The 24632-nt window shown below is 69.1% G+C and carries 31 protein-coding genes; 16 read left to right on the forward strand and 15 right to left on the reverse strand.

Annotated features, from left to right (window positions below):
- Positions 1 to 263: 263 nt before the first annotated feature.
- From KAF39_RS09230 to xseA, 6 genes are all read right to left on the reverse strand, one after another.
- Entirely contained in the window at positions 264 to 1100 is an 837-nt protein-coding gene (locus KAF39_RS09230; protein ID WP_210676988.1) for a type IV toxin-antitoxin system AbiEi family antitoxin domain-containing protein, read from the reverse strand.
- A 322-nt stretch (positions 1101 to 1422) separates the two neighbouring features.
- Entirely contained in the window at positions 1423 to 2817 is a 1395-nt protein-coding gene (locus KAF39_RS09235; protein ID WP_210676989.1) for an aspartate ammonia-lyase, read from the reverse strand.
- A complete protein-coding gene (locus KAF39_RS09240) occupies positions 2814 to 3488 on the reverse strand; it encodes a carbonic anhydrase (protein ID WP_210676990.1) in 675 nt (224 codons plus the stop codon). Before KAF39_RS09240 ends, KAF39_RS09235 begins: the two co-directional genes overlap by 4 nt.
- Positions 3485 to 4129 (reverse strand): DUF4245 family protein, encoded by a 645-nt coding sequence (locus KAF39_RS09245; RefSeq protein ID WP_210676991.1) that lies wholly within the window; start codon positions 4127 to 4129, stop codon positions 3485 to 3487. The genes KAF39_RS09240 and KAF39_RS09245 overlap by 4 nt, the downstream gene beginning before the upstream one ends.
- On the reverse strand, positions 4126 to 4365 hold the full coding sequence (locus KAF39_RS09250; protein WP_210676992.1) for an exodeoxyribonuclease VII small subunit: 240 nt from the start codon (positions 4363 to 4365) through the stop codon (positions 4126 to 4128). The genes KAF39_RS09245 and KAF39_RS09250 overlap by 4 nt, the downstream gene beginning before the upstream one ends.
- 36 nt (positions 4366 to 4401) lie before the next feature.
- Positions 4402 to 5679, reverse strand: a complete 1278-nt coding sequence (gene xseA, locus KAF39_RS09255) for an exodeoxyribonuclease VII large subunit (RefSeq protein WP_210676993.1) — start codon at positions 5677 to 5679, stop codon at positions 4402 to 4404.
- Positions 5680 to 5778: 99 nt separating this feature from the next.
- On the opposite strand from xseA, the gene KAF39_RS09260 reads away from it, so the two are divergent.
- From KAF39_RS09260 to KAF39_RS09270, 3 genes are all read left to right on the forward strand, one after another.
- Positions 5779 to 6825 (forward strand): 4-hydroxy-3-methylbut-2-enyl diphosphate reductase, encoded by a 1047-nt coding sequence (locus tag KAF39_RS09260; protein ID WP_210678012.1) that lies wholly within the window; start codon positions 5779 to 5781, stop codon positions 6823 to 6825.
- A gap of 2 nt (positions 6826 to 6827) precedes the next feature.
- Entirely contained in the window at positions 6828 to 7619 is a 792-nt protein-coding gene (locus KAF39_RS16245; RefSeq protein ID WP_210676994.1) for an IclR family transcriptional regulator, read from the forward strand.
- A 232-nt stretch (positions 7620 to 7851) separates the two neighbouring features.
- A complete protein-coding gene (locus KAF39_RS09270; RefSeq protein ID WP_210676995.1) occupies positions 7852 to 8382 on the forward strand; it encodes a DUF6264 family protein in 531 nt (176 codons plus the stop codon).
- A gap of 64 nt (positions 8383 to 8446) precedes the next feature.
- On the opposite strand, the gene fbaA is transcribed toward KAF39_RS09270, so the two are convergent.
- Positions 8447 to 9475: a class II fructose-bisphosphate aldolase gene (fbaA, locus tag KAF39_RS09275; protein ID WP_210676996.1), complete on the reverse strand. Its 1029-nt coding sequence runs from the start codon at positions 9473 to 9475 to the stop codon at positions 8447 to 8449.
- Between the two features lie 185 nt (positions 9476 to 9660).
- Here fbaA and glpX point away from each other — a divergent pair, with 185 nt between their 5' ends.
- Both glpX and KAF39_RS09285 read left to right on the forward strand, forming a co-directional pair.
- The gene (gene glpX / locus KAF39_RS09280) at positions 9661 to 10647 is read left to right on the forward strand and encodes a class II fructose-bisphosphatase (RefSeq protein WP_210676997.1); all 987 of its coding nucleotides are present in this window, start codon (positions 9661 to 9663) and stop codon (positions 10645 to 10647) included.
- Between the two features lie 168 nt (positions 10648 to 10815).
- Positions 10816 to 11103, forward strand: coding sequence for a hypothetical protein (locus KAF39_RS09285; protein WP_210676998.1), 288 nt, complete (start codon positions 10816 to 10818; stop codon positions 11101 to 11103).
- Between the two features lie 57 nt (positions 11104 to 11160).
- On the opposite strand, the gene rmuC is transcribed toward KAF39_RS09285, so the two are convergent.
- Together rmuC and KAF39_RS09295 are read right to left on the reverse strand one after the other, a co-directional pair.
- A complete protein-coding gene (gene rmuC, locus KAF39_RS09290) occupies positions 11161 to 12441 on the reverse strand; it encodes a DNA recombination protein RmuC (RefSeq protein ID WP_210676999.1) in 1281 nt (426 codons plus the stop codon).
- Positions 12442 to 12492: 51 nt separating this feature from the next.
- Positions 12493 to 13086, reverse strand: coding sequence for an exonuclease domain-containing protein (locus tag KAF39_RS09295; RefSeq protein WP_210677000.1), 594 nt, complete (start codon positions 13084 to 13086; stop codon positions 12493 to 12495).
- 59 nt (positions 13087 to 13145) lie between these two features.
- Between KAF39_RS09295 and KAF39_RS09300 the strand changes: the two genes are divergently transcribed.
- Positions 13146 to 13886 carry a class I SAM-dependent methyltransferase gene (locus KAF39_RS09300; protein ID WP_210677001.1) on the forward strand — a complete coding sequence of 247 codons (741 nt, stop codon included), beginning with the start codon at positions 13146 to 13148 and terminating at the stop codon, positions 13884 to 13886.
- Positions 13887 to 14001: 115 nt separating this feature from the next.
- A complete protein-coding gene (ychF, locus tag KAF39_RS09305) occupies positions 14002 to 15075 on the forward strand; it encodes a redox-regulated ATPase YchF (protein WP_210677002.1) in 1074 nt (357 codons plus the stop codon).
- Between the two features lie 30 nt (positions 15076 to 15105).
- Here the strand turns inward: ychF and KAF39_RS09310 are convergent, their stop codons facing one another.
- Positions 15106 to 16212: a site-specific integrase gene (locus KAF39_RS09310; RefSeq protein WP_246878271.1), complete on the reverse strand. Its 1107-nt coding sequence runs from the start codon at positions 16210 to 16212 to the stop codon at positions 15106 to 15108.
- On the reverse strand, positions 16205 to 16753 hold the full coding sequence (locus KAF39_RS09315) for a helix-turn-helix domain-containing protein (RefSeq protein ID WP_210677003.1): 549 nt from the start codon (positions 16751 to 16753) through the stop codon (positions 16205 to 16207). Before KAF39_RS09315 ends, KAF39_RS09310 begins: the two co-directional genes overlap by 8 nt.
- 103 nt (positions 16754 to 16856) lie before the next feature.
- Here KAF39_RS09315 and KAF39_RS16250 point away from each other — a divergent pair, with 103 nt between their 5' ends.
- The 8 genes from KAF39_RS16250 to KAF39_RS09350 all read left to right on the forward strand — a co-directional run bounded on the left by KAF39_RS16250 (position 16857) and on the right by KAF39_RS09350 (position 21261).
- The gene (locus tag KAF39_RS16250; RefSeq protein WP_307805160.1) at positions 16857 to 17036 is read left to right on the forward strand and encodes a helix-turn-helix domain-containing protein; all 180 of its coding nucleotides are present in this window, start codon (positions 16857 to 16859) and stop codon (positions 17034 to 17036) included.
- A 2-nt stretch (positions 17037 to 17038) separates the two neighbouring features.
- Positions 17039 to 17755, forward strand: coding sequence for a hypothetical protein (locus tag KAF39_RS09325; protein WP_210677004.1), 717 nt, complete (start codon positions 17039 to 17041; stop codon positions 17753 to 17755).
- Positions 17752 to 19137, forward strand: a complete 1386-nt coding sequence (locus tag KAF39_RS09330; RefSeq protein ID WP_210677005.1) for an AAA family ATPase — start codon at positions 17752 to 17754, stop codon at positions 19135 to 19137. Before KAF39_RS09325 ends, KAF39_RS09330 begins: the two co-directional genes overlap by 4 nt.
- An 83-nt stretch (positions 19138 to 19220) precedes the next feature.
- A complete protein-coding gene (locus KAF39_RS16155; protein WP_282595490.1) occupies positions 19221 to 19355 on the forward strand; it encodes a hypothetical protein in 135 nt (44 codons plus the stop codon).
- A 142-nt stretch (positions 19356 to 19497) separates the two neighbouring features.
- On the forward strand, positions 19498 to 19833 hold the full coding sequence (locus KAF39_RS09335; protein WP_210677006.1) for a hypothetical protein: 336 nt from the start codon (positions 19498 to 19500) through the stop codon (positions 19831 to 19833).
- Positions 19834 to 19937: 104 nt separating this feature from the next.
- Positions 19938 to 20252 carry a hypothetical protein gene (locus KAF39_RS09340; RefSeq protein ID WP_210677007.1) on the forward strand — a complete coding sequence of 105 codons (315 nt, stop codon included), beginning with the start codon at positions 19938 to 19940 and terminating at the stop codon, positions 20250 to 20252.
- A gap of 2 nt (positions 20253 to 20254) precedes the next feature.
- Positions 20255 to 20446: a hypothetical protein gene (locus KAF39_RS09345; protein WP_210677008.1), complete on the forward strand. Its 192-nt coding sequence runs from the start codon at positions 20255 to 20257 to the stop codon at positions 20444 to 20446.
- Complete coding sequence (locus tag KAF39_RS09350) at positions 20443 to 21261, forward strand: hypothetical protein (protein WP_210677009.1); 819 nt, start codon at positions 20443 to 20445, stop codon at positions 21259 to 21261. The genes KAF39_RS09345 and KAF39_RS09350 overlap by 4 nt, the downstream gene beginning before the upstream one ends.
- A 177-nt stretch (positions 21262 to 21438) precedes the next feature.
- On the opposite strand, the gene KAF39_RS09355 is transcribed toward KAF39_RS09350, so the two are convergent.
- From KAF39_RS09355 to KAF39_RS09365, 3 genes are all read right to left on the reverse strand, one after another.
- Entirely contained in the window at positions 21439 to 21669 is a 231-nt protein-coding gene (locus KAF39_RS09355) for a DUF2188 domain-containing protein (protein ID WP_210677010.1), read from the reverse strand.
- A 76-nt stretch (positions 21670 to 21745) separates the two neighbouring features.
- Positions 21746 to 22354, reverse strand: a complete 609-nt coding sequence (locus KAF39_RS09360) for a hypothetical protein (RefSeq protein WP_210677011.1) — start codon at positions 22352 to 22354, stop codon at positions 21746 to 21748.
- Between the two features lie 17 nt (positions 22355 to 22371).
- Entirely contained in the window at positions 22372 to 23103 is a 732-nt protein-coding gene (locus tag KAF39_RS09365) for a DUF3800 domain-containing protein (protein WP_210677012.1), read from the reverse strand.
- A 124-nt stretch (positions 23104 to 23227) separates the two neighbouring features.
- Here KAF39_RS09365 and KAF39_RS09370 point away from each other — a divergent pair, with 124 nt between their 5' ends.
- On the forward strand, positions 23228 to 23926 hold the full coding sequence (locus tag KAF39_RS09370) for an AbiV family abortive infection protein (RefSeq protein ID WP_210677013.1): 699 nt from the start codon (positions 23228 to 23230) through the stop codon (positions 23924 to 23926).
- Here KAF39_RS09370 and KAF39_RS09375 read toward each other — a convergent pair.
- The gene (locus KAF39_RS09375; protein ID WP_210677014.1) at positions 23845 to 24510 is read right to left on the reverse strand and encodes a WhiB family transcriptional regulator; all 666 of its coding nucleotides are present in this window, start codon (positions 24508 to 24510) and stop codon (positions 23845 to 23847) included. The two genes, KAF39_RS09370 and KAF39_RS09375, sit on opposite strands and share 82 nt — an antisense overlap.
- Positions 24511 to 24632 lie beyond the last annotated feature (122 nt).

Below are 24632 nucleotides of genomic sequence, written 5' to 3' on the forward strand. Positions count from 1 at the left end.
ACGATCCGATGACGACAGTGGGTCCACCGGAGGGATTCAGTCGTGCAGGCGTATTCGGCTCGTGCGTCCGTCCGAGTGGTGTGCGGTGACGTCGGTAGCGGCACCTGCACGATCCTGCACCGACAGCCGGCCGTTGGGGGTGGATGAGTCGTGCGGGCGGAACCGCGTCGTGCGGACGGAAGGAGGTCGTGCGGACGGAACCGGGGCGTGCGGGCGGAACCGGGTCGTGCGAACGGAACGAGGACCTGCAGAGGCTGCCGCCGTCAGAGGCGGTCGCGGGCTCGACGCAGGGCTCCTTCGATCGCGGCCTGGACCGCGGGCCAGTCGTGCACGACCTGCGCGTAGTCGAAGCGCAGAGTCTCATACCCGAGTCGCGATGCTGCGGCGTCGCGGGCGAGATCCCGGTGACGCATCGCGGGGGCGCCGTGGTGCTCCCGGCCGTCGACCTCGATGATGAGACGGCCGTCGACCACGAAGTCGACGCGGCCGACACCGGGGATCGCGAGTTGCGTCGTGAGGTGGACGCCGAGGAGATGGAGACGGAGTCGGAGAAGGGATTCCAGTCCGCTGTCCGCGTCCGGACGAGCGAAGTCCACGAGCCAACGGGCGGACCGCGGCAGCGCGGCGCGGATCCGGTCGCGCGCCGCCCGCCCGATCAGTCCGAGCCGCCAGGCCGACTCGAACGAGACGAAGAACGACTCGTCGCCCTCGCAGGTGTGCAGATGCTGGAGCGCGTCCTCGACCTCCACGATGCCGAACCGGGTGCGTCCCTCGAAATGGTGCCGGACGCAACGGCACCCGAGGTGCGGGTGCGCGCGGCCGTTGCGACCGAGCCACACGTGCGGCGCGTCGCTTTCCGACAGCACCCAGACGCCATGGGTGCGCAGTGCGCTTCCGCAGGTGAGGGCGCCACCATGTGCGGCCGCGGTGACGACGTCGGCGTCGGTGCCGTGAGTGGCGAAGACGCCGGCGCGGACGCGGAGGATGCGACCGGCGTTCACCGAGCGGGACAACGCCGACCGGGAGATACCCAACGCGCCGAGCTGGCGGCCGCGGGCGATGCCTCCGAGACGGTGAAGGGTCGAGACGGGATCGAGCATCCGCCGATTCTGCGTCTTCCCGCGCCGCCACGGGACGCGCGGGGAGCTTTGGGGACGAGCCGGGGAGTCCGAGGATTCGTGGAGGAGGGGTCACGTGCACGATCCGGAGCCGCGGGTAGTCATGATCCGGGGAAACCGTCGTGCGGACGGAGCGCGGTCGTGCATCCGAGACACGAACGAGGGCGGACGGGGACGGGATCCGGGTCGACGGGGACCGCGGCGGGGCCGGGAAGGTGAGCCGGGAGGACGGGACAGAAAGGGGGCGGAGACGACGGATGCCGCGAGGACCGTGGTCCTCGCGGCATCCGTCGTCGAGCGCGGGTCAGCCCGGGTGGGTCATCGACAGCAGGTCGAGCTTCTCGTCCAGCTGCTCCAGCGTGAGCTCGCCGCGCTCGACGTAGCCGAGATCGATCACGGCGTCGCGCACCGTGATGCCGTTGGCGACCGAGTGCTTCGCGATCTTCGCTGCGGCCTCGTAGCCGATGAGCTTGTTCAGCGGGGTCACGATCGACGGGCTCATGCCGGCGAAGGCGGCGGCGCGGTCGAGGTTCGCCTGCAGGCCGTCGATCGTCTTGTCGGCGAGCACCCGCGAGGCGTTCGACAGCAGACGGATCGACTCGAGCAGCGCGGTGCCCATGACCGGGATGGCGACGTTCAGCTCGAACGAACCGGAGGCCCCGGCCCAGGCGACGGTGGCGTCGTTGCCGATCACCCGCGCGCACACCATGAGCACGGCCTCGGGCACGACGGGGTTGACCTTGCCCGGCATGATCGAGGAACCCGGCTGCAGGTCCGGGATGTGCAGTTCGCCGAGACCGGTGTTGGGACCGGAGCCCATCCAGCGCAGGTCGTTGTTGATCTTCGTGAGCGATACCGCGATGGTGCGGAGCGCACCGGATGCCTCGACGAGGCCGTCGCGGTTCGCCTGCGCCTCGAAGTGGTCCTTCGCCTCGGTGATCGGCAGCTCGGTCTCGGCCGCGAGCAGCTCGATGACCTTCTGCGGGAAGCCCAGCGGCGTGTTGATGCCGGTGCCGACCGCCGTGCCACCGAGGGGCACCTCGGCCACACGGGGGAGCGCCGACTGCACGCGCTCGATACCGAGGCGGATCTGACGGGCGTAGCCGCCGAACTCCTGGCCGAGCGTGACGGGGGTCGCGTCCATGAGGTGCGTGCGGCCCGACTTGACCGCGTCCTTCCAGAGCTCCGCCTTGGCCTCGAGCGCGACGGCGAGGTGGTCGAGCGCCGGGATCAGGGTGTCGATGAGCGCCTGGGTGACCGCGATGTGCACCGAGGTCGGGAACACGTCGTTCGACGACTGCGACGCGTTCACGTGGTCGTTGGGGTGCACCGTCGAGCCGAGGATGCGGCTCGCGAGCGTCGCCAGGACCTCGTTCATGTTCATGTTTGACGAGGTGCCGGAGCCGGTCTGGTAGGTGTCGACCGGGAACTCGCCGTCGTGACCGCCGGCGGCGACCTGGTCGGCGGCCTGCGCGATCGCGTCGGCGATGGCTCCGTCGAGCGTGCCGAGCTCCTTGTTGGCCAGGGCGGCGGCCTTCTTGATGCGCGCGAGCGCGGCGATCTGCGTGGACTCCAGGCCCTTGCCGGAGATCGGGAAGTTCTCCACGGCTCGCTGCGTCTGCGCTCCGTAGAGCGCGTTCACGGGCACTCGCACCTCACCCATGGTGTCGTGTTCGATGCGGTACTCGGTGTCGGTCATTCCGAACCCTCCTTGGTTGCGGGGTCGATCCCCTCGGCCTCGATGCCGACCGTGACGACGGGCACTGCCTCGCCCTCGGCCAGACGGTAGTTCGCGCCGACGATGCCCAGACGGCCCTCGGCGACGGCGTTGCTGATGATCTCGGAGGACTGCAGCAGGTCGTTGACCGTGTTGCGCAGGTGCTCGCGTCCGACGAGATCGGCGTCGATGTCGGCGACCGTTCCGCCGCCGCTCTCGGCGAGGACCTTGCGGGCGGCGGGGACGATCGGCGCGATCAGCTTCCAGATGTGCGGGGGCAGCGGCTCCGCGTCGATCGCGGTGCCGTCGATGGCGGCACGCACCGCCCCGCACGAGTCGTGCGCGAGGACCACGATGAGCGGCACCTCGAGAACGGCGACCGCGTACTCGAGACTCGCCACGATCGACTCGCCGATCACCTGACCGGCGTTGCGCACGACGAAGAGGTCGCCGAGACCGAGGTCGAAGATGATCTCGGCGGCGAGACGGGAGTCGGAGCAGCCGAACAGCGTCGCGACCGGGTGCTGCGCCGCGGTCAGGTCCTTGCGGCGGTCGACGTTCTGGTTCGGGTGCTGCGGCTCGTCGCGCACGAAACGGCGGTTGCCGTCCTGCATCTGCTTCCAGGCGGCGGCGGGGGTCAGCGGGTGGGTCATCGGGTCTCCGAGATGGTGCGGATCTGGGGGATGAGCGACTCGGCGAGCTCCGCGGTGGAGTCCGCCGAGCGAGAGCCATAGAGGAGCACGTAGTCGTCGCCGGCCTGCGTGCCGAGGGCGTAGGTGATGTTCGCCTCGGCGCCGGCCGAGCCCGGCTGGTAGACGTCCCAGTCGAGGCCGCCGATGCGCACGGTGTCGGTGGGCGCGGCGCCGTTGAGACGCTGCGGGGCCCACGAGGCGTCGGCGTCGAAGGCCTGGGCGAGCTTGATGAAGCCGCGCTCGTCCTGTGCGGCGGGCGCGAGCGTGACGTCCCAGACCACCGTCGCGCCGCTCTGGAGCTCCGCCGCGTTGACCCGCCAGAACTCGTCGGCGTCCGGCACGATCGCCGGGCTGCCCATCGACGACTCGACGTCCGCGGCGATGGCGGCCACGTCGATCGGCTTCGCGGCGACCGGCTCACCCCGGGGGACGAGCGCGATGATGACGACGACGACCGCCAGGGTCACGAGGAGGGCGGCGACGAGATTGCGGACCGTCTGGCTCGAGCGGTAGGCCTTGCTCGACGCGGCCTTGCGCGACGCGGTCTCCTCCGGGGTCTCCGGACGACCGAGGTCGGCGTTGATCGCGGGACCCTTGCTCATGACGTCTCGCCTGCGCTCTCGTCGGTCGAGGCCGCGCGGGCGGCGTCCAGACGACGCTTGGCGCCCAGCAGCCATTCTTCGCAGCGGGCGGCCAGAGCCTCGCCCCGCTCCCAGAGTGCCAGCGAGTGCTCGAGGGTCGGTGCCCCCTGCTCGAGCTCGGCGACGACCCGCACGAGCTCGTCGCGGGCCGCCTCGAACGACAGCGTGTCCACGGGGGTGTCGTTCACGGCGCTCACTCCTCCATCCTACGTCGTGGCCTGGACGCCTCCGGCTCAGGCGCCTTCCGCGATCTCGCCTTCCGAGCGTGCGGCGAGCGACCCGCGGTCCACCGTGAGGGTGAGGGCGCTGCCGGCGGGGGCATCGGCGGCATCCCGGAGGATGACGCCGCCCTCCAGGTGCGCGATCGCGTAGCCCCGGGCGAGGGTCGCAGCGGGGGAGAGCGCACGCAGCGAGGCGCGGAGCTCCCCGGTGCGTCGCCCCGCGTCGTCGAGCTGCCGGGCGACCGCGTCGCGACCGCGGGCGAGGAGCAGGAAGGTCTCCTGGGCGCGCGTGTCGATGATCGGATCGGGCGAGCGCAGCACGGGGCGTGACCGCAGCTGCTCCAGCTGCGCGATGTCGTGCGTCAGTCGCTGGGTGAGCCGGGTGGTGGCGCGGGAGCGGAGCTGCGCGATCAGAGCGCGCTGCTCGCCCACGTCGGGCACGACCCGCTTGGCCGCGTCGGTCGGCGTGGACGCGCGCAGATCGGCGACGTCGTCGAGCAGCGGGTGGTCGTTCTCATGACCGATGGCGCTGACCACTGGCGTGGACGCCGCCGCCACCGCGCGGACGAGGCGCTCGTCGCTGAAGCCGAGGAGCGTCTGCGGGTCGCCGCCGCCGCGCGCGATGATGATGACGTCGACCTCGGGATCGGCGTCGAGGCGGGCGAGCGCGGCCAGGGTGTCGGGAACGCAGCGGTCGCCCTGCACCGCGGCGTACGCGGTTGTGAACCGCACTTGCGGCCAGCGCAGCTCGGCGTTGCGATGCACATCCTTCTCGGCGTCCGAGCGCTCGCCGGTGATGAGGCCGATGACGTGGGGGAGGAACGGGAGCCGCTTCTTGCGGGACGCGTCGAAGAGGCCCTCCTGACGCAGCTGCACGCGCAGGCGCTCGAGCCGCTCCAGCTGATCGCCGAGGCCCACGTGCTTCATGGCGGAGACCGCGAAGCTGAAGTCGCCGGAGCGGACGAAGTAGTCGGCCTTGACGGCGGCGACGACGTGGTCGCCCACACCAAGGTCGGTCGGGATGCGGCCGCGGACGCTCGACCAGACGCGGATGGAGATCTGCGCATCGGAGCGGGTGTCCTTCAGGCGCGCGAACACGTTGCCGGCACGGACGTTCCACGACGTGATCTCGCCCTCGACCCAGACGGTGTTCCAGCGGGCGACGAAGTCGCGGATGGTGGCGTTCAGGCGCGCGACGGAGGTCGGCGCCTGGGCGGTGGAGTCGCGGGGAGCGACGGCATCCGCCGGCGGGGTCTCGCCCGGTCCCGTCGCCGCTTCGAAGACTGTCATCTGCATCCGTTCCTGCCGTGCGCTCACCGGCCCCGCCCAGCCGGACGACGGTAGAATCGAGGGGTGACTTCGACTGCCGTTCATCTTCCCGCTCCTCGCATCCCACGAGTGCGCGCCGCGGCCGGGCGGCTTCAGGATAACCCGGTGCCCGGACACAAGCGCGTCCTCCTCGCTGCCCCGCGCGGGTACTGTGCCGGCGTAGACCGAGCCGTGGTGGCTGTGGAGAAGGCGTTGGAGCGCTACGGTGCCCCGGTCTACGTGCGCAAGCAGATCGTGCACAACATCCACGTCGTGACCGAGCTCGAGGCGAAGGGCGCGATCTTCGTCGAGGAGGTCGACGAGGTGCCGGAGGGCGCGCACGTCGTCTTCAGCGCCCACGGCGTCTCCCCGGCTGTCGTGAACGCCGCATCGGACCGTGGTCTGCATGCCATCGATGCGACCTGCCCGCTCGTGACGAAGGTGCACCGCGAGGCCGTCCGCTTCGCGCGGGACGACTTCGAGATCCTGCTCATCGGCCACGACGGCCATGAGGAGGTCGAAGGCACCGCAGGCGAGGCCCCCGATCACGTCACCGTCGTGAACTCCCCGGAAGAGGCCGACACCGTGCAGGTGAAGGACCCGTCGAAGGTGGTGTGGCTGTCGCAGACGACGCTCTCCGTCGACGAGACCATGGAGACCGTGAACCGCCTCCGCACCCGGTTCCCCGACCTGCACAACCCGCCGTCGGACGACATCTGCTACGCCACGCAGAACCGCCAGGTCGCCATCAAGAAGGTCGCCCAGGGTGCCGATCTCGTGATCGTCGTCGGGTCGGCCAACTCATCCAACAGCGTCCGCCTCGTCGAGGTGGCTCTGGAGTACGGGGCGAAGGCCGCGTACCGGGTGGACTACGCCGAGGAGATCCGGCAGGAGTGGCTCGACGGGGTGGAGACCGTGGGCGTCACCAGTGGCGCCTCGGTGCCCGAGGTCCTCGTGCGCGAGGTCCTCGACGCGATCGGCGACGCCGGTTACCGCGACGTCGAAGAGGTCAAGACGGCGGAGGAGGACCTCATGTTCTCCCTGCCGAAGGAGCTCCGTCAGGACGCCACGGGTCAGCGCGACGCGCGCGCCCTCGGCGGTCGCGCCTCCGCAGGAGGAGGCGCGTAGCGGTGAACGCCGCGGAGGCGGAGCCGACCCTCATCGGGTCCGTGCAACGCGCGCTCCGCCTCGTCGACATCGTCGCGAACTCCCCGCGGCCGCTTCCGGCGAAGATGCTCTCGTCGATCACGGGGCTCACCCCGGGGACGACGTACAACCTCGTGCGCACGCTCGTGCACGAGGGCTATCTGCGGGCCGAACCGGACGGCCTCGTGCTGGGAGAGCGGTTCCCGTCCTTCCAGCAGCAGATCGATTCGCGGGGAGTCTTCCTCGCGCGGGTGCGTGCGGCGCTGCGCGCGGTCACAGAGGACGTCGGGGCCACGGCCTACCTGTCCCGGTACGCCGACGGCGAGATGCACCTCGTGGACATCGTCGACGCGGTGCGCAACCCCCGCATCGAGCTATGGGTGGGGCTGCAGGCGAGCGCGCATGCCACCGCGCTCGGCAAGCAGATCCTCGCGGCGCTCTCCGAGGAGGACCGCCTGGACTACCTCTCGCGCCACCGACTGGAGGAGCTCACCCCGCGCACCATCAGCGATCGGCGGACGCTCCTCACCCAGCTGGAACAGACGCCGGGGTGGGCGATCGACCGCGAGGAGTACTCGATCGGCGCCACCTGCGTCGCCGTGCCCGTCGTCGCCCCCGGCGTGACCGCCTCGCTGGCGATCTCGCTGCCCGCCGATCGTGCGGTCGTGAACCGGCGACTCGTGTCGAACCTCCAGCGCACGGCGCGTCGACTCTCCCTGCAGCTCGGAGCCGACGTGCTCGACGGCGAGGGACCCGATGCGGAGTTCACCATCTGAATTCGAAGCCCTGGCGCGCGCATCCGGGCTTCCCTATGATCGAAGGCGTAGTGGCTGACAATGCCCTACTGATCGCCCCAGGCGTCCCCAGCGCCGGCGACCAACGGGATGAGGAGCGTCCCCAGCGCTCCACGTCCGCGGCCCCGAGGAGTCCCCACTTCTCCGGGGCCGCTATCGGTTGAGGCCCCGGTTCTCTGAACGGCCGTCCAGCCCCGGCCGATACCATGGCGGGATGACCGACCAGCGCCCCCGGTACGGGGAACTCGCCACGCCAGAGGAGCAGCGGAGAGCCGCGGGACTGCCGCCCGTGGCCGAGGTGGTCACGCCGGCCCTCCCGACGACGCCTCCGCCGGCACCCGAGCCCGGGGGAGTCGCTCCGGCCCGCCCCCACCCGCTGGACCGGTTCGCGACGATCGCCCTGCTGGCGTACGGTCTCGTCAACGTGATCGTCTCGGGCCTGTCGTACCTCGACATCGTCCCGGTCATGAACCAGACCATGGGCATGCTGGGCATCGAGGGCGAGTTCACGAACTACGCTGCCGGCCGCACGTGGGGCACCATCGCCGCCGCCGTCCTCGTCGTCGGTTGGTGCGTGACCGCGGCCCTCTCGATCCGTCGCCTGCGCCGCGGCCGGCTGACCTGGTGGGTTCCCGTCGTCGGGGCCGTGGTGACGGTGGGCATCGCCGCCCTCTGCCTCGTCGTGCCGATGATGGGGGATCCGGCCTTCATCGCCTATCTCGATCAGGCGACCGGCGGACGCTGATCCCTCCCGACACGATGAAAGGGGCCCGGCATCATGCCGGGCCCCTTCGTCATGCAGACCGGGATCAGCTCTTCGACTGACCGTACGAGCCGAGCTGGCGCGTCGACTCGACGACGCGGGCGGCCATCGCCGACTCGGCGATCTTGCCCCACGCGCGCGGGTCATACTGCTTCTTGTTGCCGACCTCGCCGTCGACTTTGAGGACGCCGTCGTAGTTCTTGAACATGTAGTCGGCGATCGCGCGGGTGTACGCGTACTGCGTGTCGGTGTCGATGTTCATCTTGATGACGCCGTTGGCGACCGCGAGCGCGATCTCCTCGTCCGTCGAGCCCGAGCCGCCGTGGAAGACGAGGTCGAGCGGCTTGGCTCCGGTGTTGTACTTCGCGGCGACCTCGGCCTGGATCTCGCCGAGGAGCTCCGGACGCAGCTTGACGCCGCCCGGCTTGTAGACGCCGTGGACGTTGCCGAACGTGAGGGCGGCGATGTAGCGGCCCTGCTCGCCGAGGCCCAGGGCCTGCACGGCCTGATCCACGTCCGCGAACGTCGTGTAGAGGGCCTCGTTGGAGCCCTCGTGCTGCACGCCGTCCTCCTCGCCGCCGACGACGCCGATCTCGACCTCGAGGATGGCGTTGATGGCCTTCATGCGGGGGAGCAGCTCCTTTGCGATCTCGATGTTCTCGGCGAGCGGCACAGCCGAGCCGTCCCACATGTGCGACTGGAAGATCGGGTTGCGACCGGCCTTGACCTCTTCCTCGGAAGCGGCGATGAGCGGTTCGACGAAGCCGGCAAGGGCGTCCTTCGGGCAGTGGTCGGTGTGTAGGGCGACGGTGACCGGGTAGTTCTTGGCGACCTCGGTGGCGTAGCGGGCGAACGCGAGCGCGCCCGTCGCGCGGGCCTTGACCGTGTGGCCGGCGAAGTAGTCGGCGCCACCGGTCGTGACCTGGATGATGCCGTCGGAGCCGGCCTCGGTCAGGCCCTGGAGGACGGCGTTGATCGTCTGCGAGCTGGACACGTTGAACGCGGGGTACGCGAAGCCGCCTGCCTTCGCGCGGTCGAGCATGTCGGCGTACTGATCCGGGGTGGCGACGGGCATGAGAACTCCTGCGGTAGGTGAAGCCGGGACAGGTGCCACTCTATCGGGGCGGGTGCGCGGCTCCTGCAGGAGGAGGGCCGGGGTGGGAGCGGTTCTCCTGCTGGCCCGTTAAGAATCGCAATTCCTTCGCGCTGCGATCGGTGAAAACGAGCGGGGAGAGGGGGACGGCTGGTTAGGCTGGAGCCATGGTGAGTCTGACTGCCGACCTGAGTCCGCTGCGTCCCGACCGCAACCTCGCGATGGAGCTGGTGCGCGCGACCGAGGCCGCGGCGATCCGGGCGGTCCCGTTCATCGGGCGCGGTGCGAAGGAAGCCGCCGACGGTGCGGCCGTCGACGCCATGAGGGCCTTCCTCGGCACGGTCGACTTCCAGGGCCGTGTCGTGATCGGCGAGGGGGAGAAGGACAACGCCCCCATGCTGTTCAACGGCGAAGTCGTGGGCACCGGCCGCGGACCCCTCTGCGACATCGCCGTCGACCCCATCGACGGCACCTCGCTCACCGCGGCGGGTCGGCAGAACGCGCTCTCGGTGATCGCCGTGTCCGACCGCGACACGATGCTCGACGCGTCCAGCGTGTTCTACATGGACAAGCTCGTCACGGGTCCCGCCGGCGTCGGCGTGGTCGACATCCGGCTTCCCATCGGCGAGAACATCCGCAAGCTCGCCGGGGCGCTGGACAAGCCCGTGGACGAGATCGTCGTGTCGGTGCTCAACCGCCCCCGCCACGAGAAGCTCATCCAGGAGATCCGTGATGCCGGAGCCGGAACGCGCCTCATGAGCGACGGCGACGTCGCCGGTGGGATCAACGCCGCCCGCCACGACGCCCGCACCGACATGTGCGTCGGCATCGGCGGCAGCCCGGAGGGCATCGTCACCGCGTGCGCGATCAAGGCGCTGGGCGGTCACATCCAGGGGCGGCTCTGGCCGCGCGACGACGACGAGCGTCAGCGCGGCATCGATGCCGGTCTGGACATGGACCGTGTCTACGAGGCCGACGACCTGGTGCAGGGCAACAACACCATCTTCGTCGCGACCGGTGTCACCGACGGTCAGCTCGTCGCCGGCGTGCGCAGGGAGCGCGGATACGTCTACACGGAGAGCGTGGTGCTGCGCGGCGCCTCCGGCACCCTCCGCCGCATCGCCTCGGAGCACCTCGTCTCGAAGTGGCTGTGACGCGCGATCCGCGTCGATGACGGCGCGGCGATCCGCCATCGTTACCGACCCGGTATCCGCTCCCGGACGGGTCGCCCCCGGTCCGCCGTGTGCTCGTGTCACAATTGAGACTGGGTTTGTCGCCGTCGACGGAGCCGCCAGGCACCGCAGGCACAGGAGGGCGAACGCATGACAACGCAGCACACGAGCGGCTCGAAGAGCGCCGCACCGACGAAGATCATCACGACGAACACCGGACGGATCCTTCGGGTGAGTGCGGATGCCGAGGCGGCGGCTGTCGCCCCGCCGGCGCCCGTGGCGCAGCCCGCCGTCGATCCCGCGCGCCGCGCCGATGTACTGTTCCGGGTGCGCCGCGCCGAGGGCCACGAGATTAGCGCCTGGTGGATGATCGGTGCGTTCTTCGCCACGAGCGGGCTGGTCATCCTGCTGCTCAGCGGCGTTCCCGGCATCGCCTGACGCCCGTCGATCGGTCGCACCCCGGACCGTGGTGCTCCGGCCGGGTGCGTGCTGCCGTCACTCGCGCGGATCGCGCCTGACGTCGACGTGGCCGAGTCGGGCACGAACATCGCCCACGTCGGCCCGAAGGCCCTCGGTGGTCTCGTCGTCGGGTGACTCGTCGTCTTCGGGCGAGAGGAGTTCCGGGGCGGTGAAGCGCCGTCCGTCCGCGGTGATCGCTGTCGCCGGTGCGAGGGCCTCGGCATCGACGCCGGGAAACTGCCGGGCGGTGACGAGCACCCGCGACTCGAGGGAACCGGCGAACCGGTTGTAGCTGTCGACCGTGCGCTCGATGGCCCGCCGCAGATCGTCGGCGTGACCGGCGAGGGTGCCGAGGCGCTCGTAGAGCTGCGTACCGAGCGCGAGCAGCGAGCGCGCCTCGGTGGAGACCTCCTGCTGCGTCCAGGTGTAGGCCACGGTCTTGAGGACGGCCCACAGGTTGACGGGGGAGGCGAGGGCGACGCGGCGGCTGAACGCGTAGTCGAGCAGAGTCGGGTCCTCGTCGATGGCGGCTGCGAGAAGCGACTCGCTCGGCAGGAAGCAGATGACGAACTCGGGGCTCGCGTCGAGACCCGACCAGTAGGCCTTCTTGGCGAGGGCGTCGACGTGGGCCCGGACGGCGCGGACGTGCTTCTGCATGTGGGCCCGTCGCTGGGGTTCGTTGGCGTCGCCGAGCGGGAGGGCGGACGCCTCGAGGTAGGCGTCGAGGGGCACCTTCGCGTCGACCGCGATGGACGTGCCGCCCGGGAGACGGACGACCATGTCGGGGCGCCCCTGCCCGCGGTCGGACGTGATCGTCGCCTGCAGGTCGAAGTCCACGTGCCTGGTCAGTCCTGCGGCCTCGACGACGCGGCGCAGCTGGGTCTCGCCCCAGACGCCGCGGGTGGACGTCGACCGCAGCGCCCCAGCGAGCGACTCCGTCGTCGCGCGGAGCGCTTCATCGGACTCCTGGGCCCGGCGCAGCTGTTCGGCGAGCGTGCCGAACTGTGCCTGCCGCTCGCTCTCGATGGCCGCGACCTTGGACTGCATCTGCTGGAGGCTCTCGCGGACCGGCGCCAGAGCCTGCAGCACGGCGTTCTGCTGCTGGACGCGCTGGGCCTCGGCTCGCTGCTCGGAGCGCGCGTGCTCGACCGCGTCGCGGTACAGGTCGTACTGACGGTCTCGGTCGTCACGGACGGCGGCCAGCTCGGCCTGCGTGCGCGCGAGCTCCGACGCCCCTCGCCCGGCGCGGAGGAACCAGCCGAGAGCGACGCCCGCGGCGAGGGCCACGAGCAGGAGAACGATCGACAGGGCATCCATGGGTCCATGATGCCGAGGGCGTCCGACATCCGCCGGCGGACGCGACCGGTGTCAGGCGACCGCGCGCTCCAAGGCGGGCACGGACGGCTCCGTCACCCGCAGGCTCAGGGCGTCGGCGAGGCCGAACACGTCGCTCGCCCCTGCGCGCGCCGCGGCGTCGACGATGATCTGGGCGCAGGCGAGGGCATCCGCCAGGGCGTCATGGTGCGAGAACTCCGCGTATCCGGCCGCCGCGGCGGCGAGGGGGAGACGGTAGGAATCGAGCTGGTAGGTCTTGCGTGCCACCTGGAGGCTGCAAAGGGAGCGGTAGGGCGGGCAGATCTGTCCGGTGGCCTCCGTCGCCCGGCGCAGCACGTTCAGGTCGAAGCCGGCGTTGTGCGCCACGAGCACATCCGCGCCCGCGAACCCGCACAGCCGGTCGAACTGGTCGGCCCAGGACGCGGCGTCGCGCACATGCTCGGGGCGGATGCCGTGGATGCGGATGTTCCACTCCTGGAACTCGTCGTGCCCGGGCGGCGGCTGGATGAGCCAGTTCGCGGTGGCGACGACCTCCCCGCCCCGCACCCGCACGAGTCCCACGGAACACGCGGAGGCCGGGCTGGAGTTCGCGGTCTCGAAGTCGATCGCAGTGAAGTCCAGGGGCACGTCCTCACTCTCTCCCGGTCCTCGGACGTCGCCGGGCAGGCTCGCCGTATGCTGGCCACATGGCGGACGAACTCGCGAGATCCTTCGGCGCGGCGGCCGGAAGCTACGAGGCCGGACGGCCCGAGTACCCCTTCGAGGCGGTCGCCTGGATGCTCGAACCGATGGCGGACGGTGCGCGTCGGGTGGCGGACGTCGGTGCCGGCACCGGCAAGCTCACGCGCGCGCTCGTCGCCGCTGCGGACGCCGAGGTCGTGGCGATCGACCCCGACCCCGCGATGCTCACGGCGTTGCGCGACGCCGTTCCCGGGGTGCCCACCTTCGTCGGGACCGCCGAAGAGCTGCCCCTTCCGGATGCGAGCGTGGATGCCGTGGTGCTCGGCCAGGCCTGGCACTGGGTGGAGCCCATCGCCGCCTCGGCGGAGATCGGTCGCGCGGTGCGGCCGGGTGGGGTGCTCGGTCTCATCTGGAACCTCCGCGACGAGCGCGTCGACTGGGTGCGCCGGCTCACCGACATCATGCACGGCAGTAACGCCGAGATCATGCTCGCGGCGGGCGACCCCGTGGTGGCGGAGCCCTTCGGCGCTCTGGGGCAGGAGCGCTGGGAGTGGTCGCGCCCCATGACACGGGAGCTCCTGCACCGCATGGCCGCGTCCCGCAGCGCCGTGATCACCGCCGACGATGCCGAGAAGGCGCGGATCCGAGGCGAGATGGACGCGCTGTTCGATGAGCTCGGCCTGCACGGGGACGACGTGATCGAGGTGCCGTACGTGAGCAGGGCGTTCCGCACGGTGCGCCGCTGACCAGGCTCTCGCGCCGCCTCAGGCGCTTTTCGCGACCTGCCGCCTGATCCCGCGTGGATGCCTGCCCTGGCGAGGGTGAGGCGAGGGCAAGGTGCCGCAGGTAGACTCGTACCCCGTGGCTCTCACTATCGGCATCGTCGGCCTGCCCAACGTCGGCAAGTCCACCCTCTTCAACGCTCTCACCAAGAACGACGTGCTCGCGGCGAACTACCCGTTCGCGACGATCGAGCCGAACGTCGGCGTGGTGAACCTGCCCGATCCGCGGCTCGAGAAGCTGGCCGAGATCTTCGGCAGCGAGCGCATCCTGCCGGCCGCGGTGTCGTTCGTCGACATCGCCGGCATCGTTCGCGGCGCGAGCGAGGGGGAGGGGCTGGGCAACCAGTTCCTCGCGAACATCCGCGAGGCCGACGCGATCGCCCAGGTCGTGCGCGGGTTCTCCGACGACGACGTGGTGCACGTGGACGGAGCCGTGAACCCGGCGTCCGACATGGAGACCATCAACGCGGAGCTCATGCTCGCCGACCTGCAGACCGTCGAGAAGGCGATCACACGGTACGAGAAGGAGGTCCGCGGCAAGAAGATCGACCCGTCGGTCCTCGAGGCCGCGAAGGCCGCCAAGGACGCCCTCGAGCGCGGCATCCTGCTCTCCACCAGTGGCCTCGACCTCGAGCCCATCCGCGAACTCGGGCTCCTCACGGTCAAGCCCGTCATCTTCGTCTTCAACGTCGACGAGTCCGTGCTGACCGATGACGCCCGCAAGGCCGAGCTCGCCGCCCTCGTCGCGCCGGCGCAGGCGATCTTCCTCGACGCGAAGATCGAATCGGAGCTGAAGGATCTCGACCCCGAGGACGCCGCCGAGCTCCTCGCCTCGACCGGGCAGGACGAGTCGGGTCTCGACCAGCTCGCCCGTATCGGCTTCGACACGCTCGGCCTGCAGACCTACCTCACCGCCGGCCCCAAGGAAGCGCGGGCGTGGACGATCGGCAAGGGCTGGAAGGCTCCGCAGGCTGCCGGTGTCATCCACACCGACTTCGAGAAGGGCTTCATCAAGGCCGAGATCGTGTCGTTCGACGACCTCGTCGAGACGGGCTCGGTGCAGGAGGCCCGCGCCAAGGGCAAGGCACGTCTCGAAGGCAAGGACTACGTCATGCAGGACGGCGACGTCGTGGAGTTCCGCTTCAACAACTAGAGCGGCCATTCTCCCGCATGATTTGGGCGGCTACGGCGCGACAGTCCGCAGACGGTCCGCAGAATCCGCGAAAACCGCCTCCATCAGCCCGGCGGCCGCGGCGCGCGTACGGTCCTCAGCGTCCGGCCAGAGGTGACCGTACGTGTTGAGCGTCGTCGTCGGTCGAGCGTGACCGAGGGCTCGCTGCACCGTCACGACGTCACAGCCGGCAGCGATGAGGCCTGACGCGTAGAAGTGCCGCAGGTCATGAAGCCGAACGCCTTCGACGGCCGCGGCCGCGGCGGTCTTCTTCCACCAGTAGTGGATCGTGTTCTGGTGCGGCGGGTTGCCATGCTCACCGACGAACAGCCAGCCGGCCTCGCCATATACGCCGAGGTCGCGCACGTGGAGGCTGAGGAGCTCGAGGAGCGCGTCAGGGGCAACGATTGTGCGCTCGGATCCGTACTTCGGAGGCGAGATTCGTACCAGTCCGCCAGGCTGTCGTTGCACCTGACGGCGGACGTGAATCTGTCGGCGCAAGAAGTCGACGTCGCCGATCTGAAGCGCCGCCGCCTCACCGAGACGCAGGCCACCGAACGCACAGAGGGCGACGAAGGGCGCGAACCATGGCTCGGAAGTCGACAGAAGCGATCGCAGCTCCTCCGGCGTGGGGATGCGCATCGACTGCTCGACTTTGCGAGCCCGAGGAAGTGTCACGCCTTCGGACGGGTCTGCACCGATGAGCTTGTCTCGAACAGCCGCGCGCAGCACTGCACGCACGTTGTTCGCTCGGGTGCGGATCGTGCTCGCCGCGAGGCCGCGGCTGTGCATACCCTTGATCCAGCTCTCCACATGCGAGCGGCGGACCTTCCGTAGCTCGATATCCGCGAAGGTGCAGCCCCGCAGCGCGACGTTCATCGCGACTTCCGTAAGCGGCTCCCAGACCTGTCGTGGTGCCCACTCCGCGTAGAAAGCGCTGAGGGTGACGGCGCCGGCCCTCGGGTCGACGTACGTCCCGGTGATGATCTTCGCGGTCTGCTCGTCGAGCCAGCGCTGCCCCTCCCTTTTCGTGGAGAAGTGGCGAGCATGTTCCTTCCCGGACTCGTCGCGATAACGGGCCCGCCACTTGCCGTTCCCGCGCTGCTTGATGCTAGCCATCGATGCCAGCCCCGGAGTACTTCTCGGCCCAGCGCGTCATCCACGGGTGCCCCTCGGGATCGGCGAGGTGCCCAGATGCGCCCTGGTCGCCGTCTTCGCCGATCCCTTGTTCCTCGCGCATCTCTTCGATCACGTCGAGGACTCCGCGCTCCACCCACGACTCGCCCACGATCAGCTGATGGTTCGTGACGTCGTCGGGGGCCACGCTGTCGAGGGTGGCTGCCAGCTGCAGTCGAGTGTTCTCGTATGCGCGAATCGCCGCCTTGAGCTGGTCGTGCGCCACGAGAGTAGCCCGCGCGCGCTGAAGGACTTCCGTCGCGATTCCCGGACTCACGAAGTGTCCAATCGGCAGCTGCAGCGCCTCCGAGAGCATTGTCACTTCCGTGAACTTCAGCGATCGCTCGCCGCGCTCGATCGCGGCGACGGTCGGCTGGGACCATCGCGCCCCGAGCTCGTTCATCCGCTCAGCAAGCGCTTTCTGCGACATGTCGCCACGGAAGCGCCGAACGTTCTCGCCTAGTTCCTTGTCTGTCAGCGTCATGGGTTGGAGCATATCGAATTTTCTTATTGCGTGTCGGCAAATCTTATGTAGTATCGGGTTATCCGATACGCCCTCGGAAAACCTGATACCCCAAGGAGGAGCCGTGCAGAAACTACTCACCCTCGACGAAACCGCTGAGCGCCTGCGAAAGACGCGGACGCAACTCGAATGGATGATCCACGCCGGCACCGCACCGCGCTCGGCAAAGATCGGCGGACGCCGTATGTTCCGTGAGGCCGACGTCGACGCTTTCATCGACGCCGCATTCTCTGGGGCGGTGTGATCATGTCCGAGACGAAGAGTGCCCTCGGAGCTGTTGGAGCAGCTGCCGAGGGCGGTAACCAGAAACCTGCACAGGATTCGGTCGCGCCCATCATCTCAAACGACGACACGGACCGCAGCCGCTGGATCCCGATTCATCTGCTGCGCCTCGAAATCGGACCGCTGATGCGCGACTCGCTCGTGCGCAGGATCGCAGACCTGGAACACCAGCTGAGCGGCCGCACGATGCTCGACGCAGCGTCGATGCGCGACGGCTCCATGGCCGCGATCGTGCATCCCGAGCTCGCGGACGCTGTGCGGGCCTGGTATCGCGACCAAGCCCTGCTGCTCTCGAACTACGCTCCATCGGTCGCGTCGTTTCGCGATCAAACGACGGGCGGTAGTAGGTCCGAAGCCGATGAGCAGTGGTTCTCCGAGCACTCCGACGTGCTCGCATCACGCCCCCCCTGGGCATCCGCTGCCGAGGTGGCGGACTTTGACGGCCTCGAGGGCGTCGAGGTGTACTTCGAACGTCAGATGGGGCCCATATCTCTGACGCGATACGCCACGTACACGGACGGAGCCCTCACATGGGATGACGGGACCAAGGCGCCGTACGTGTCGATCGATACCCGCTACCGGGAAGGCCTGGAGCCGGACGACATGCTCGATCTTGTCGGCGCTCTGCTCGCCGCGGTTCCGATGTATCAGGCCGCGGTGCTCCGTGGCGCGGACGCGTGAGCCTCCTGCGGCCCGTCGACGAGTTCGCCGCGGACCTCGCCGCGTGGGATCACCTGCTCGCCGGCTGGCGGCGCACAGAGGCGACGGGCCCGTTCCTGGCTGCCTACCGACACCCCGGGCAAGTCGAGGGCACGGCGGGCGGCCTGCGCGAGCATGACGGGCGCCTGACGCTGCGCGCACGGGTCGACTATGCCGGACTGGAAAGCGGGTACGACTACACACTCGAGCAAGCTCGCCAACGGCTCTCACCAACGCCGGCGGAACGGGCGGCGATCGCGGACGCCGACCTCGAGCACGAACTGCAGCGCCTCCGTGTCCGACGCGACGCCCGCCGGATGCTCGACGCCGAAGAGAGCGCCGAAACGACGATCCCGGCGCCGACTCGACTAGACGCGTTCCTCGACGAGCCCGACGTCGATGCCGAGTACCGCGTCGACCGGCTGCTCCCCACCGGCGGGAACGCGCTGTTCCCCGCGCCGGCGAAGGCGGGGAAGTCGACCACGATCGGCAACCTCGCCCGGGCATTCGCCGACGGCGACGCGTTCCTCGGCACGTTCGCCGTCCAACCCGCGCGGGTCGTGCTCATCGACAACGAGCTCGACCCGCGTGGCCTCCGACGCTGGCTACGCGAGCAAGAGATCCAGCACCCCGAGCACGTGTCCGTCGTCCCGCTCCGCGGCCGCACCGCGTCGTTCGACATCATCGACCCGGCCACCAGGGCCAGGTGGGCCGACGTGCTGCGCGGTGCCGACGTGCTGATCTTCGACTGTCTTCGCCCCGTGCTCGACGCGCTCGGCCTCGATGAGAATCGCGACGCGGGCCAGTTCCTCGTCGCGCTCGACGCACTCAAGACCGAAGCAGGGATCAGCGAGACGGTGCTCGTGCACCACATGGGGCACGCCGGCGAACGCGCCCGCGGCGACTCCCGCCTGCTCGGATGGCCCGACGTCACGTGGAAGATCACCCTTGAACGCCCCGACGACCCGTCGATGTCGCCGCGGTTCTTCTCCGCGTTCGGTCGCGACGTGTCCGTGCCCGAGACGCAGCTCGAGTACGACCCCGCTCGCCGCCGCATGAGCGTCACCGGAATGTCGAGGCGCGACGCCGCCGTCGAGGTCGCCCTCGCCGCACTCATCGAGCTGCTCGCCGCGAACCCAAACGGGCTCAGCCAGGCCGCGATCGAAGAAGCACTGAAGGGCGAGGGCATTCCCCGCAGCGACGTTCGCCAGGCGACGCACGTCGCACAGCAGCGTGCGTTGTCCGTCGTCGTGCCAGGACCTCGCGGTGCGAAGGTGCACGTCCCAATCCCTCACCTCGCCACCTCGCCGGACCTCGCCGCTACCTCGCCAGCGAGCACGCCGGTCACCTCGCCGCCCCCTTAAGGGGGCGAGGTGGCGAGGTCAACCGCGAACTCATCAACAACCACCTCGCCGCCGGCGAGGTCAACCAGCACAAAGGACACCCCATGAACGAACAGACCGAGCAGGCCCAGGCCTTCCTCGCCCACAACCAAACCGCCGAGGCCAGCGCTCAAGCGCTCATCTCAATCGCGATCTCGCTCGAGCGAATCGCCACAGCCCTCGAGGCAACGCGCTCATGACCATCCGCCAGCACACCGACCCCCACCCCGCAAGAAATCCAGCATCGGCGATGGGGGCGGACCAGGGCCCCGGGGTGTGGTCCTCTCTCCCCGCCCGATTTGGGCACCCCCATCGCGCACGCGCGCGGATTCGGGCCCTCTGATGGACACTCGCAACCATTCGAAGATCGAGGCCGGCCTACGGCGGCGTGCACGGGCGGCCGAAACACAGCTCACCCGCCTGCAGTCGGCGATCGCCGAACAGAACCGGATGCTGCTCGGCATCGTGCTGCGCGATGTCCTCGCCGATCCGGCGGACTTCGCCCGGTTCGTTGACGTCGATCGCCTGTACGAGGCCGACGGGGCGCTGATCTGGGGTGACGTGTACGCGCAGCTCGAGCAGCTTCTCGAGGCGCGGCCGTATCTCGCCGCGCCGCAGGGGGACGATCCTCGCCCGCGGGGGCGACGCGCGTTATCGTGGTTCTCGACGGGAGCGTGATCGGCCGTGTGGGTCGCTCGCTTCGACGGTCAGAAGTCTCCTGGTTGGAGAGCACGCGGACGGGCTGGGGCCGCGCGTGAACGCCTCCATTCCTGGGAGCACTCGTGACTCGTTCATTCAACTCGCTGCACCGCAATCCGCGTGCGAGCATCCCCTCCGTCGAGGACCTCGACCGCAAGCGCGCTGACGCCGCGCGTTTCGTGAACGCCGTATCGGCCCGTCTCGGCGTCGCAGCGTCCGCCGGCGTCGACCAGGTGCTCGCAGCGTTTGACGCGGCGCCCAAGGCGCCGGCGTCGCTCGCCGCTCGTGCTGGCTGGGCGGCGCCCGCCACCGTGGCCCCGCGCCGCGCTGCACCGACACAGGCTGCCCTCAACGCGCTCGCCGCGAAGGCCGGCTGGTCCACGCCAGGGAAGGCGTGACCGTGGCGATCAACAGCTACATCCACGGCCAGGCCAAGTATCGGGTGGTCGCGCCCTGCGTTGTCGCCGATCTCGTAGGTGGCGGCCAAACGTACGTCTACCGCGACGGCTACCTCCCCGCGAGCACGCGGCCGACCCTCGTCGAGCACCTGCTCGAGCAGCACGCCATTGAGAGGGTCGAGGCCGACGCATGAACTGGGACAGCCTGCGCGTCTTCGCTCAGCGATGTGACGCCTTCGGCATCGCAGTGCCGGAGCCGCTCGCCCGCGGCCTCCGTCTGTTCGACGTCGCCGAAGCACACGCGAAGATCCCCGGCGGCCGCGTTCTCGACCTCTCGGACGACGAGCTGCGAGAGCGCATCACGCACATCGCCATCCGGCGCCACGATGGTCATGACCTTCGTTCCCTGACCGGTATGACTCCCGGCGTGAGCCGGGTGCAAGACCAGCTTCGCGCGGAAGTGGTCCGTGACACGGTCCCGCTCCTCGAGGAGATCATCATCGGCCTGCAGCCGCACTTCGATGAGGCCGCCGCGCCCCTCGTCGACGCGGCACAGCGGCACGGGATCACGTACAACACCACGTCAGACTTCATCGTCGACCAGCCGGCCGAGACGATCGCCGCATACCGAGCCGCGAAGAAGTCCTGGTTCGCGATGGAGCCGATCGCCTCGTTCCGCATCCTCATCTCGCGCACCTTCGGCCTCGAGCCGATGGGGAGCTCCGGCGTGGACTTCTCCGTGCTCTTCGCCGAGGGCGAGAGCTGGGGGCACAACGGCCGGTACTACCTCGAGGGAAAGACGACATCGCACCTCGACTGGTTCGCACTCGCGTCCGCTGGCCTCCGTCTCAACGGCATCGCCGTCCTGCACCGCAAGGTGCAGGAGCGCCGTGCTGTCGAGTTCTCTCAGAAGGCTCCCGCGGTAGCACGTGAGATTCGCGAGGCGGGAGAGTCCGTGTTCGCGACTGACCACGGGCCGCAGCCGCCGTTGCCGTCGTATCCGCGGTGACATAACTCTCGTGCGCGTTGCCTGCCCGCCGTCCTTTCCGGTTGGGGCCTGCGCGCACGACGTCTCAGGAGCTACCACGCCCCGCGCGCCAACGCGGGGCGCCTGAGACACCTTGTGGGGCCGACGCTGGGCGGGGTCGGCCCCACGCTCATATCGCGGTCGTGGCCGAGGTGTTGACTATCCGCGAATGTTGCGAGGGTCGTTGCCTGGATAGATGGTGTCCTTGGCCCTGATCTTGCCATCCTCACCGAGGATCACGAGCTCGCCGCCACCGTGGTTCTGGAGCCACTCTCGTGCGACCGTGATCGCCGAGGCTTGAGTACGTTGCAGGTCACCAAGGTTCTCGCTGTTTGCTCTCACCACCCAGAAAGTGCCGACCGGTATCACAAATGCCTGCTGCGCTGCCATAGCGCCTCCCCTCGATTAGAACGGACCATAGCCTCACGAGGTGGTCTCCGCAATAGCCCGGGGCGACGCGGCGGACCTACTCGCGCGAGTATCCGGGCGGCAGCGATGCCGGCCCGGAGGTGCCTCTCACCTGGTTGCCGTCGTAGTCGATGAAGCCCATCGCCACGCGAGTCCACTGGTGAAGGTCGTCTGCGTCCGCGCCGCCCCCATCATTTGCGTCGTTCGCCTCGTCGTCATCTTCGCGGGGAAACCAGGCGGGTGCGATGACGGCGAGCCCGCGCACCCTCCAAGTGAGCTCGAGAAGTCTATCCGCGACCTCACGGAGCTCGGACAGCTGGCGCCGCTCGGGTCGCCGTAGCGCGCGCACCTCACCGGGTGACCACGGGGACTGAACCCACTGGTCGTGCACGAGGCTGTTCCGCTCGCGGTGAGCCTCCTGGACCGCCTGCACGACCGGCACAGCGACCTCTCGAAACGGCGTCGGCGTGCGCTCGTCCATCACCGCCTTCCTCACCAGAGGAAGGAGCCGGCCAAAGGCCGTTGCGGAGTTGCCCGATGCCACGCCAGCGGTGGCCATCTCGGCCCATAGCACGCGCGTCTCTGTCTCCACGAAGACATCGTTCCGCACAACCTCACCGACGAGGAACGAGAACTCGAACCGCGGAGGCAAGACACCATCGGTCATTTGGTCGGGCACACCATTTACTCGATTTGTTCGGCGGGCCACGGCTCGCGCCAGGTATAGGTACGGTCATCCACCGCAGAGCGCATGCGCGCGACTGCGGCGTCGGCATCGGGATGTCCTTGGCCTGGGAGTGTGGATCGATGAAGAACGAACGCAACAAAGTCCGCGAGCTGGACTCCAGGGCTGTCCCGAGAGTCCACATAGTGCATCGAGTCGATCACCGTCTGCAACTGCCTGCCAGGGACAACCCCATTTCCCCATGTCTGCATGTCGCGAACAAGGCGAATTGCGCGCGTTTCGTGCTCTTTCGCTTCATCGGCAACCACGATTCGCATCGCTCCCGTCCTCCAGTTGTCTAGCTTGCCAAGAAGAAACTGCAGGGCGAGGAGATATGCGTTCGAGTCGTACCGTCCGTCGTACCTCTCGTGCAAGGCGCTCTTCCGGATCGCGGAATGGACGACCCAGATATCGAGTTCGGCGAGCAGCGCGATCACAGCCTCGTAGGCAGCAAGTAGCTCGGCTGGCTCCTTCCCCACCCAGGGGTCACGTGCGTTCCAGAGCTCATATGCATGGAACTCGAAATCCGTGGGGCGCCAGCCGAGGTGCTCCATCGCAAGTTCCGTCATCCTCGAGCCAAGACGTTCAACAGTCTCTTCTTTGACGACGACACCGACGAGCCTAAGGAGGGGCTGCCTCCTCGCGCCTCGTCCCACTGATCCGGTCTCGTCCAGATACACCAGTTCAACCATGCACAAAAGAGTGACACAACTGCGCGACTTGCGGTGATGATTCTCTTGAGCCCGAGGCGTCTCGCGGTGATGATGACGGCTGACGCAGTGCCCCGGCTCGCGTGCGGCACGCTACGCTCCACCCATGATCCTCACGCCCGCAACAGCGCGCGCCTACTGGCGCGCGCTGTTGGACAACGCGACTCGGCTGATCGCTGACGCGAACCTCCTACTCGCGGCCGCCTCGATCGGGCGTGCTCGTGCTCTCACGGTCCTCGCCGAAGAGGAGCTCGGGAAGGCCACGACGGTCTACGACACGTTCTCTCGGGCGTGGAGCAAGCGCAGCTTGGAAGGCGTCGAGCTCGCGCAGGGCAGCGCCCGCGATCACCTCGCGAAGTACGCGGCCGCGTACGAGTTCGGTCGCGACCTGGACACGTTCTGGGGCGACGACTACCCGGAGGGCCCCGAGGATGACGACTGGGCGCGCTGGCACGCGGAGCGGCAGGCCGAGGCGCGCGCCGCGGCGAAGGTCGCGAACCAGGAGAAGCAGCGTGGGTTCTACGTCGATCTCGGCGCCGGCGAGATCTCGACGCCGGCGCAGTTCGATCGTGACCGCGTCGAGGAGCACCTGGTTACGGCCGCGCAGGTGATCGAGATGATGCTGATCCGCGATCACTCGCGCATGAAGTTCGAGTCACCGGACCACTACGACAGCACGCACGACATGCAGTGGCGCGTGATGCCCGTCTCGCACGGTCTCGACTACGCCGCGTTCGTCGAGTCCGCGGCCGAGGGCGCGGGTGACGCGGACGATAGCTCACGCCAGGGCGACCCGGCCCAGTAGCCCGAGGTCGGCTTGGTCGCCACGGCGTAGGCGCGGCACAGCTCGAGCACGGGGCATGTGGCGCAGATCGCGGCGAGTACCCGTTGCTCTTCGACGGTGACCTGATCGGCCGTGAACTCGTCGACGTCCCGGCACCCGGTCGGGTTGTCCCGTGTCGCCTTGAGTAGGGTCGCGAACTCGTCGCGGCCGGCCATGGGCCTCATGTGGTCGAGCGGCTCGTGAAAGGGCGCCGGCGCCGGCCACGACGGCGCCTCATCGTCGTCGGGCTCGACGCGCGGCGTCGGAACCAGCTTCGGCTTGGGCCTCGGTTTCAGGACCGGGGCCACGTAGGCGACGCCGGCCTCCTTAGCCCGCTTCCGCATCCGCAGCTGATGGACCGGGCTGTTGTCCATCGCATCGCGCCACCAAGCGAGCAGCACGTCCTCGCGCACGACCCGCGTTCGCTGGCCGTCGATGAGTTCCCAGCTCATGGGCATGCCGACGCGACGCCACCGCCGGACCGTGCGCTCCGACGACCTCACCCGGCCCGCCGCCTGCTTGTACGTGTACCAGCGTTCCTCGACCATGACCGCCCCAGTCCGCATCCAGTCCGCCGGATGCTCCGTACGTCCCGAGATTGAGCACGGTCGCGCAGTGCGCGATCCGCGTAATCGCGGGGCTTACTAGACTGCGCAACACCCAGCGAGGTGTAGTCAGTCGTTCCGCT

This window comes from Microbacterium sp. BLY, from assembly GCF_017939615.1.
GTDB lineage: Bacteria > Actinomycetota > Actinomycetes > Actinomycetales > Microbacteriaceae > Microbacterium.

Bases quoted from the DNA above. Each gene is read 5' to 3' on its own strand.
- KAF39_RS09230 (WP_210676988.1), bottom strand. From the start codon at position 1,100: ATGCTCGATCCCGTCTCGACCCTTCACCGTCTCGGAGGCATCGCCCGC.
- KAF39_RS09235 (WP_210676989.1), bottom strand. From the start codon at position 2,817: ATGACCGACACCGAGTACCGCATCGAACACGACACCATGGGTGAGGTG.
- KAF39_RS09240 (WP_210676990.1), bottom strand. From the start codon at position 3,488: ATGACCCACCCGCTGACCCCCGCCGCCGCCTGGAAGCAGATGCAGGAC.
- KAF39_RS09245 (WP_210676991.1), bottom strand. From the start codon at position 4,129: ATGAGCAAGGGTCCCGCGATCAACGCCGACCTCGGTCGTCCGGAGACC.
- xseA (WP_210676993.1), bottom strand. From the start codon at position 5,679: ATGACAGTCTTCGAAGCGGCGACGGGACCGGGCGAGACCCCGCCGGCG.
- KAF39_RS09270 (WP_210676995.1), top strand. From the start codon at position 7,852: ATGACCGACCAGCGCCCCCGGTACGGGGAACTCGCCACGCCAGAGGAG.
- fbaA (WP_210676996.1), bottom strand. From the start codon at position 9,475: ATGCCCGTCGCCACCCCGGATCAGTACGCCGACATGCTCGACCGCGCG.
- glpX (WP_210676997.1), top strand. From the start codon at position 9,661: ATGGTGAGTCTGACTGCCGACCTGAGTCCGCTGCGTCCCGACCGCAAC.
- KAF39_RS09285 (WP_210676998.1), top strand. From the start codon at position 10,816: ATGACAACGCAGCACACGAGCGGCTCGAAGAGCGCCGCACCGACGAAG.
- rmuC (WP_210676999.1), bottom strand. From the start codon at position 12,441: ATGGATGCCCTGTCGATCGTTCTCCTGCTCGTGGCCCTCGCCGCGGGC.
- KAF39_RS09300 (WP_210677001.1), top strand. From the start codon at position 13,146: ATGGCGGACGAACTCGCGAGATCCTTCGGCGCGGCGGCCGGAAGCTAC.
- KAF39_RS09310 (WP_246878271.1), bottom strand. From the start codon at position 16,212: ATGGCTAGCATCAAGCAGCGCGGGAACGGCAAGTGGCGGGCCCGTTAT.
- KAF39_RS09315 (WP_210677003.1), bottom strand. From the start codon at position 16,753: ATGACGCTGACAGACAAGGAACTAGGCGAGAACGTTCGGCGCTTCCGT.
- KAF39_RS09325 (WP_210677004.1), top strand. From the start codon at position 17,039: ATGTCCGAGACGAAGAGTGCCCTCGGAGCTGTTGGAGCAGCTGCCGAG.
- KAF39_RS16155 (WP_282595490.1), top strand. From the start codon at position 19,221: ATGAACGAACAGACCGAGCAGGCCCAGGCCTTCCTCGCCCACAACCAA.
- KAF39_RS09335 (WP_210677006.1), top strand. From the start codon at position 19,498: ATGGACACTCGCAACCATTCGAAGATCGAGGCCGGCCTACGGCGGCGT.
- KAF39_RS09350 (WP_210677009.1), top strand. From the start codon at position 20,443: ATGAACTGGGACAGCCTGCGCGTCTTCGCTCAGCGATGTGACGCCTTC.
- KAF39_RS09355 (WP_210677010.1), bottom strand. From the start codon at position 21,669: ATGGCAGCGCAGCAGGCATTTGTGATACCGGTCGGCACTTTCTGGGTG.
- KAF39_RS09360 (WP_210677011.1), bottom strand. From the start codon at position 22,354: ATGACCGATGGTGTCTTGCCTCCGCGGTTCGAGTTCTCGTTCCTCGTC.
- KAF39_RS09365 (WP_210677012.1), bottom strand. From the start codon at position 23,103: ATGGTTGAACTGGTGTATCTGGACGAGACCGGATCAGTGGGACGAGGC.
- KAF39_RS09370 (WP_210677013.1), top strand. From the start codon at position 23,228: ATGATCCTCACGCCCGCAACAGCGCGCGCCTACTGGCGCGCGCTGTTG.
- KAF39_RS09375 (WP_210677014.1), bottom strand. From the start codon at position 24,510: ATGCGGACTGGGGCGGTCATGGTCGAGGAACGCTGGTACACGTACAAG.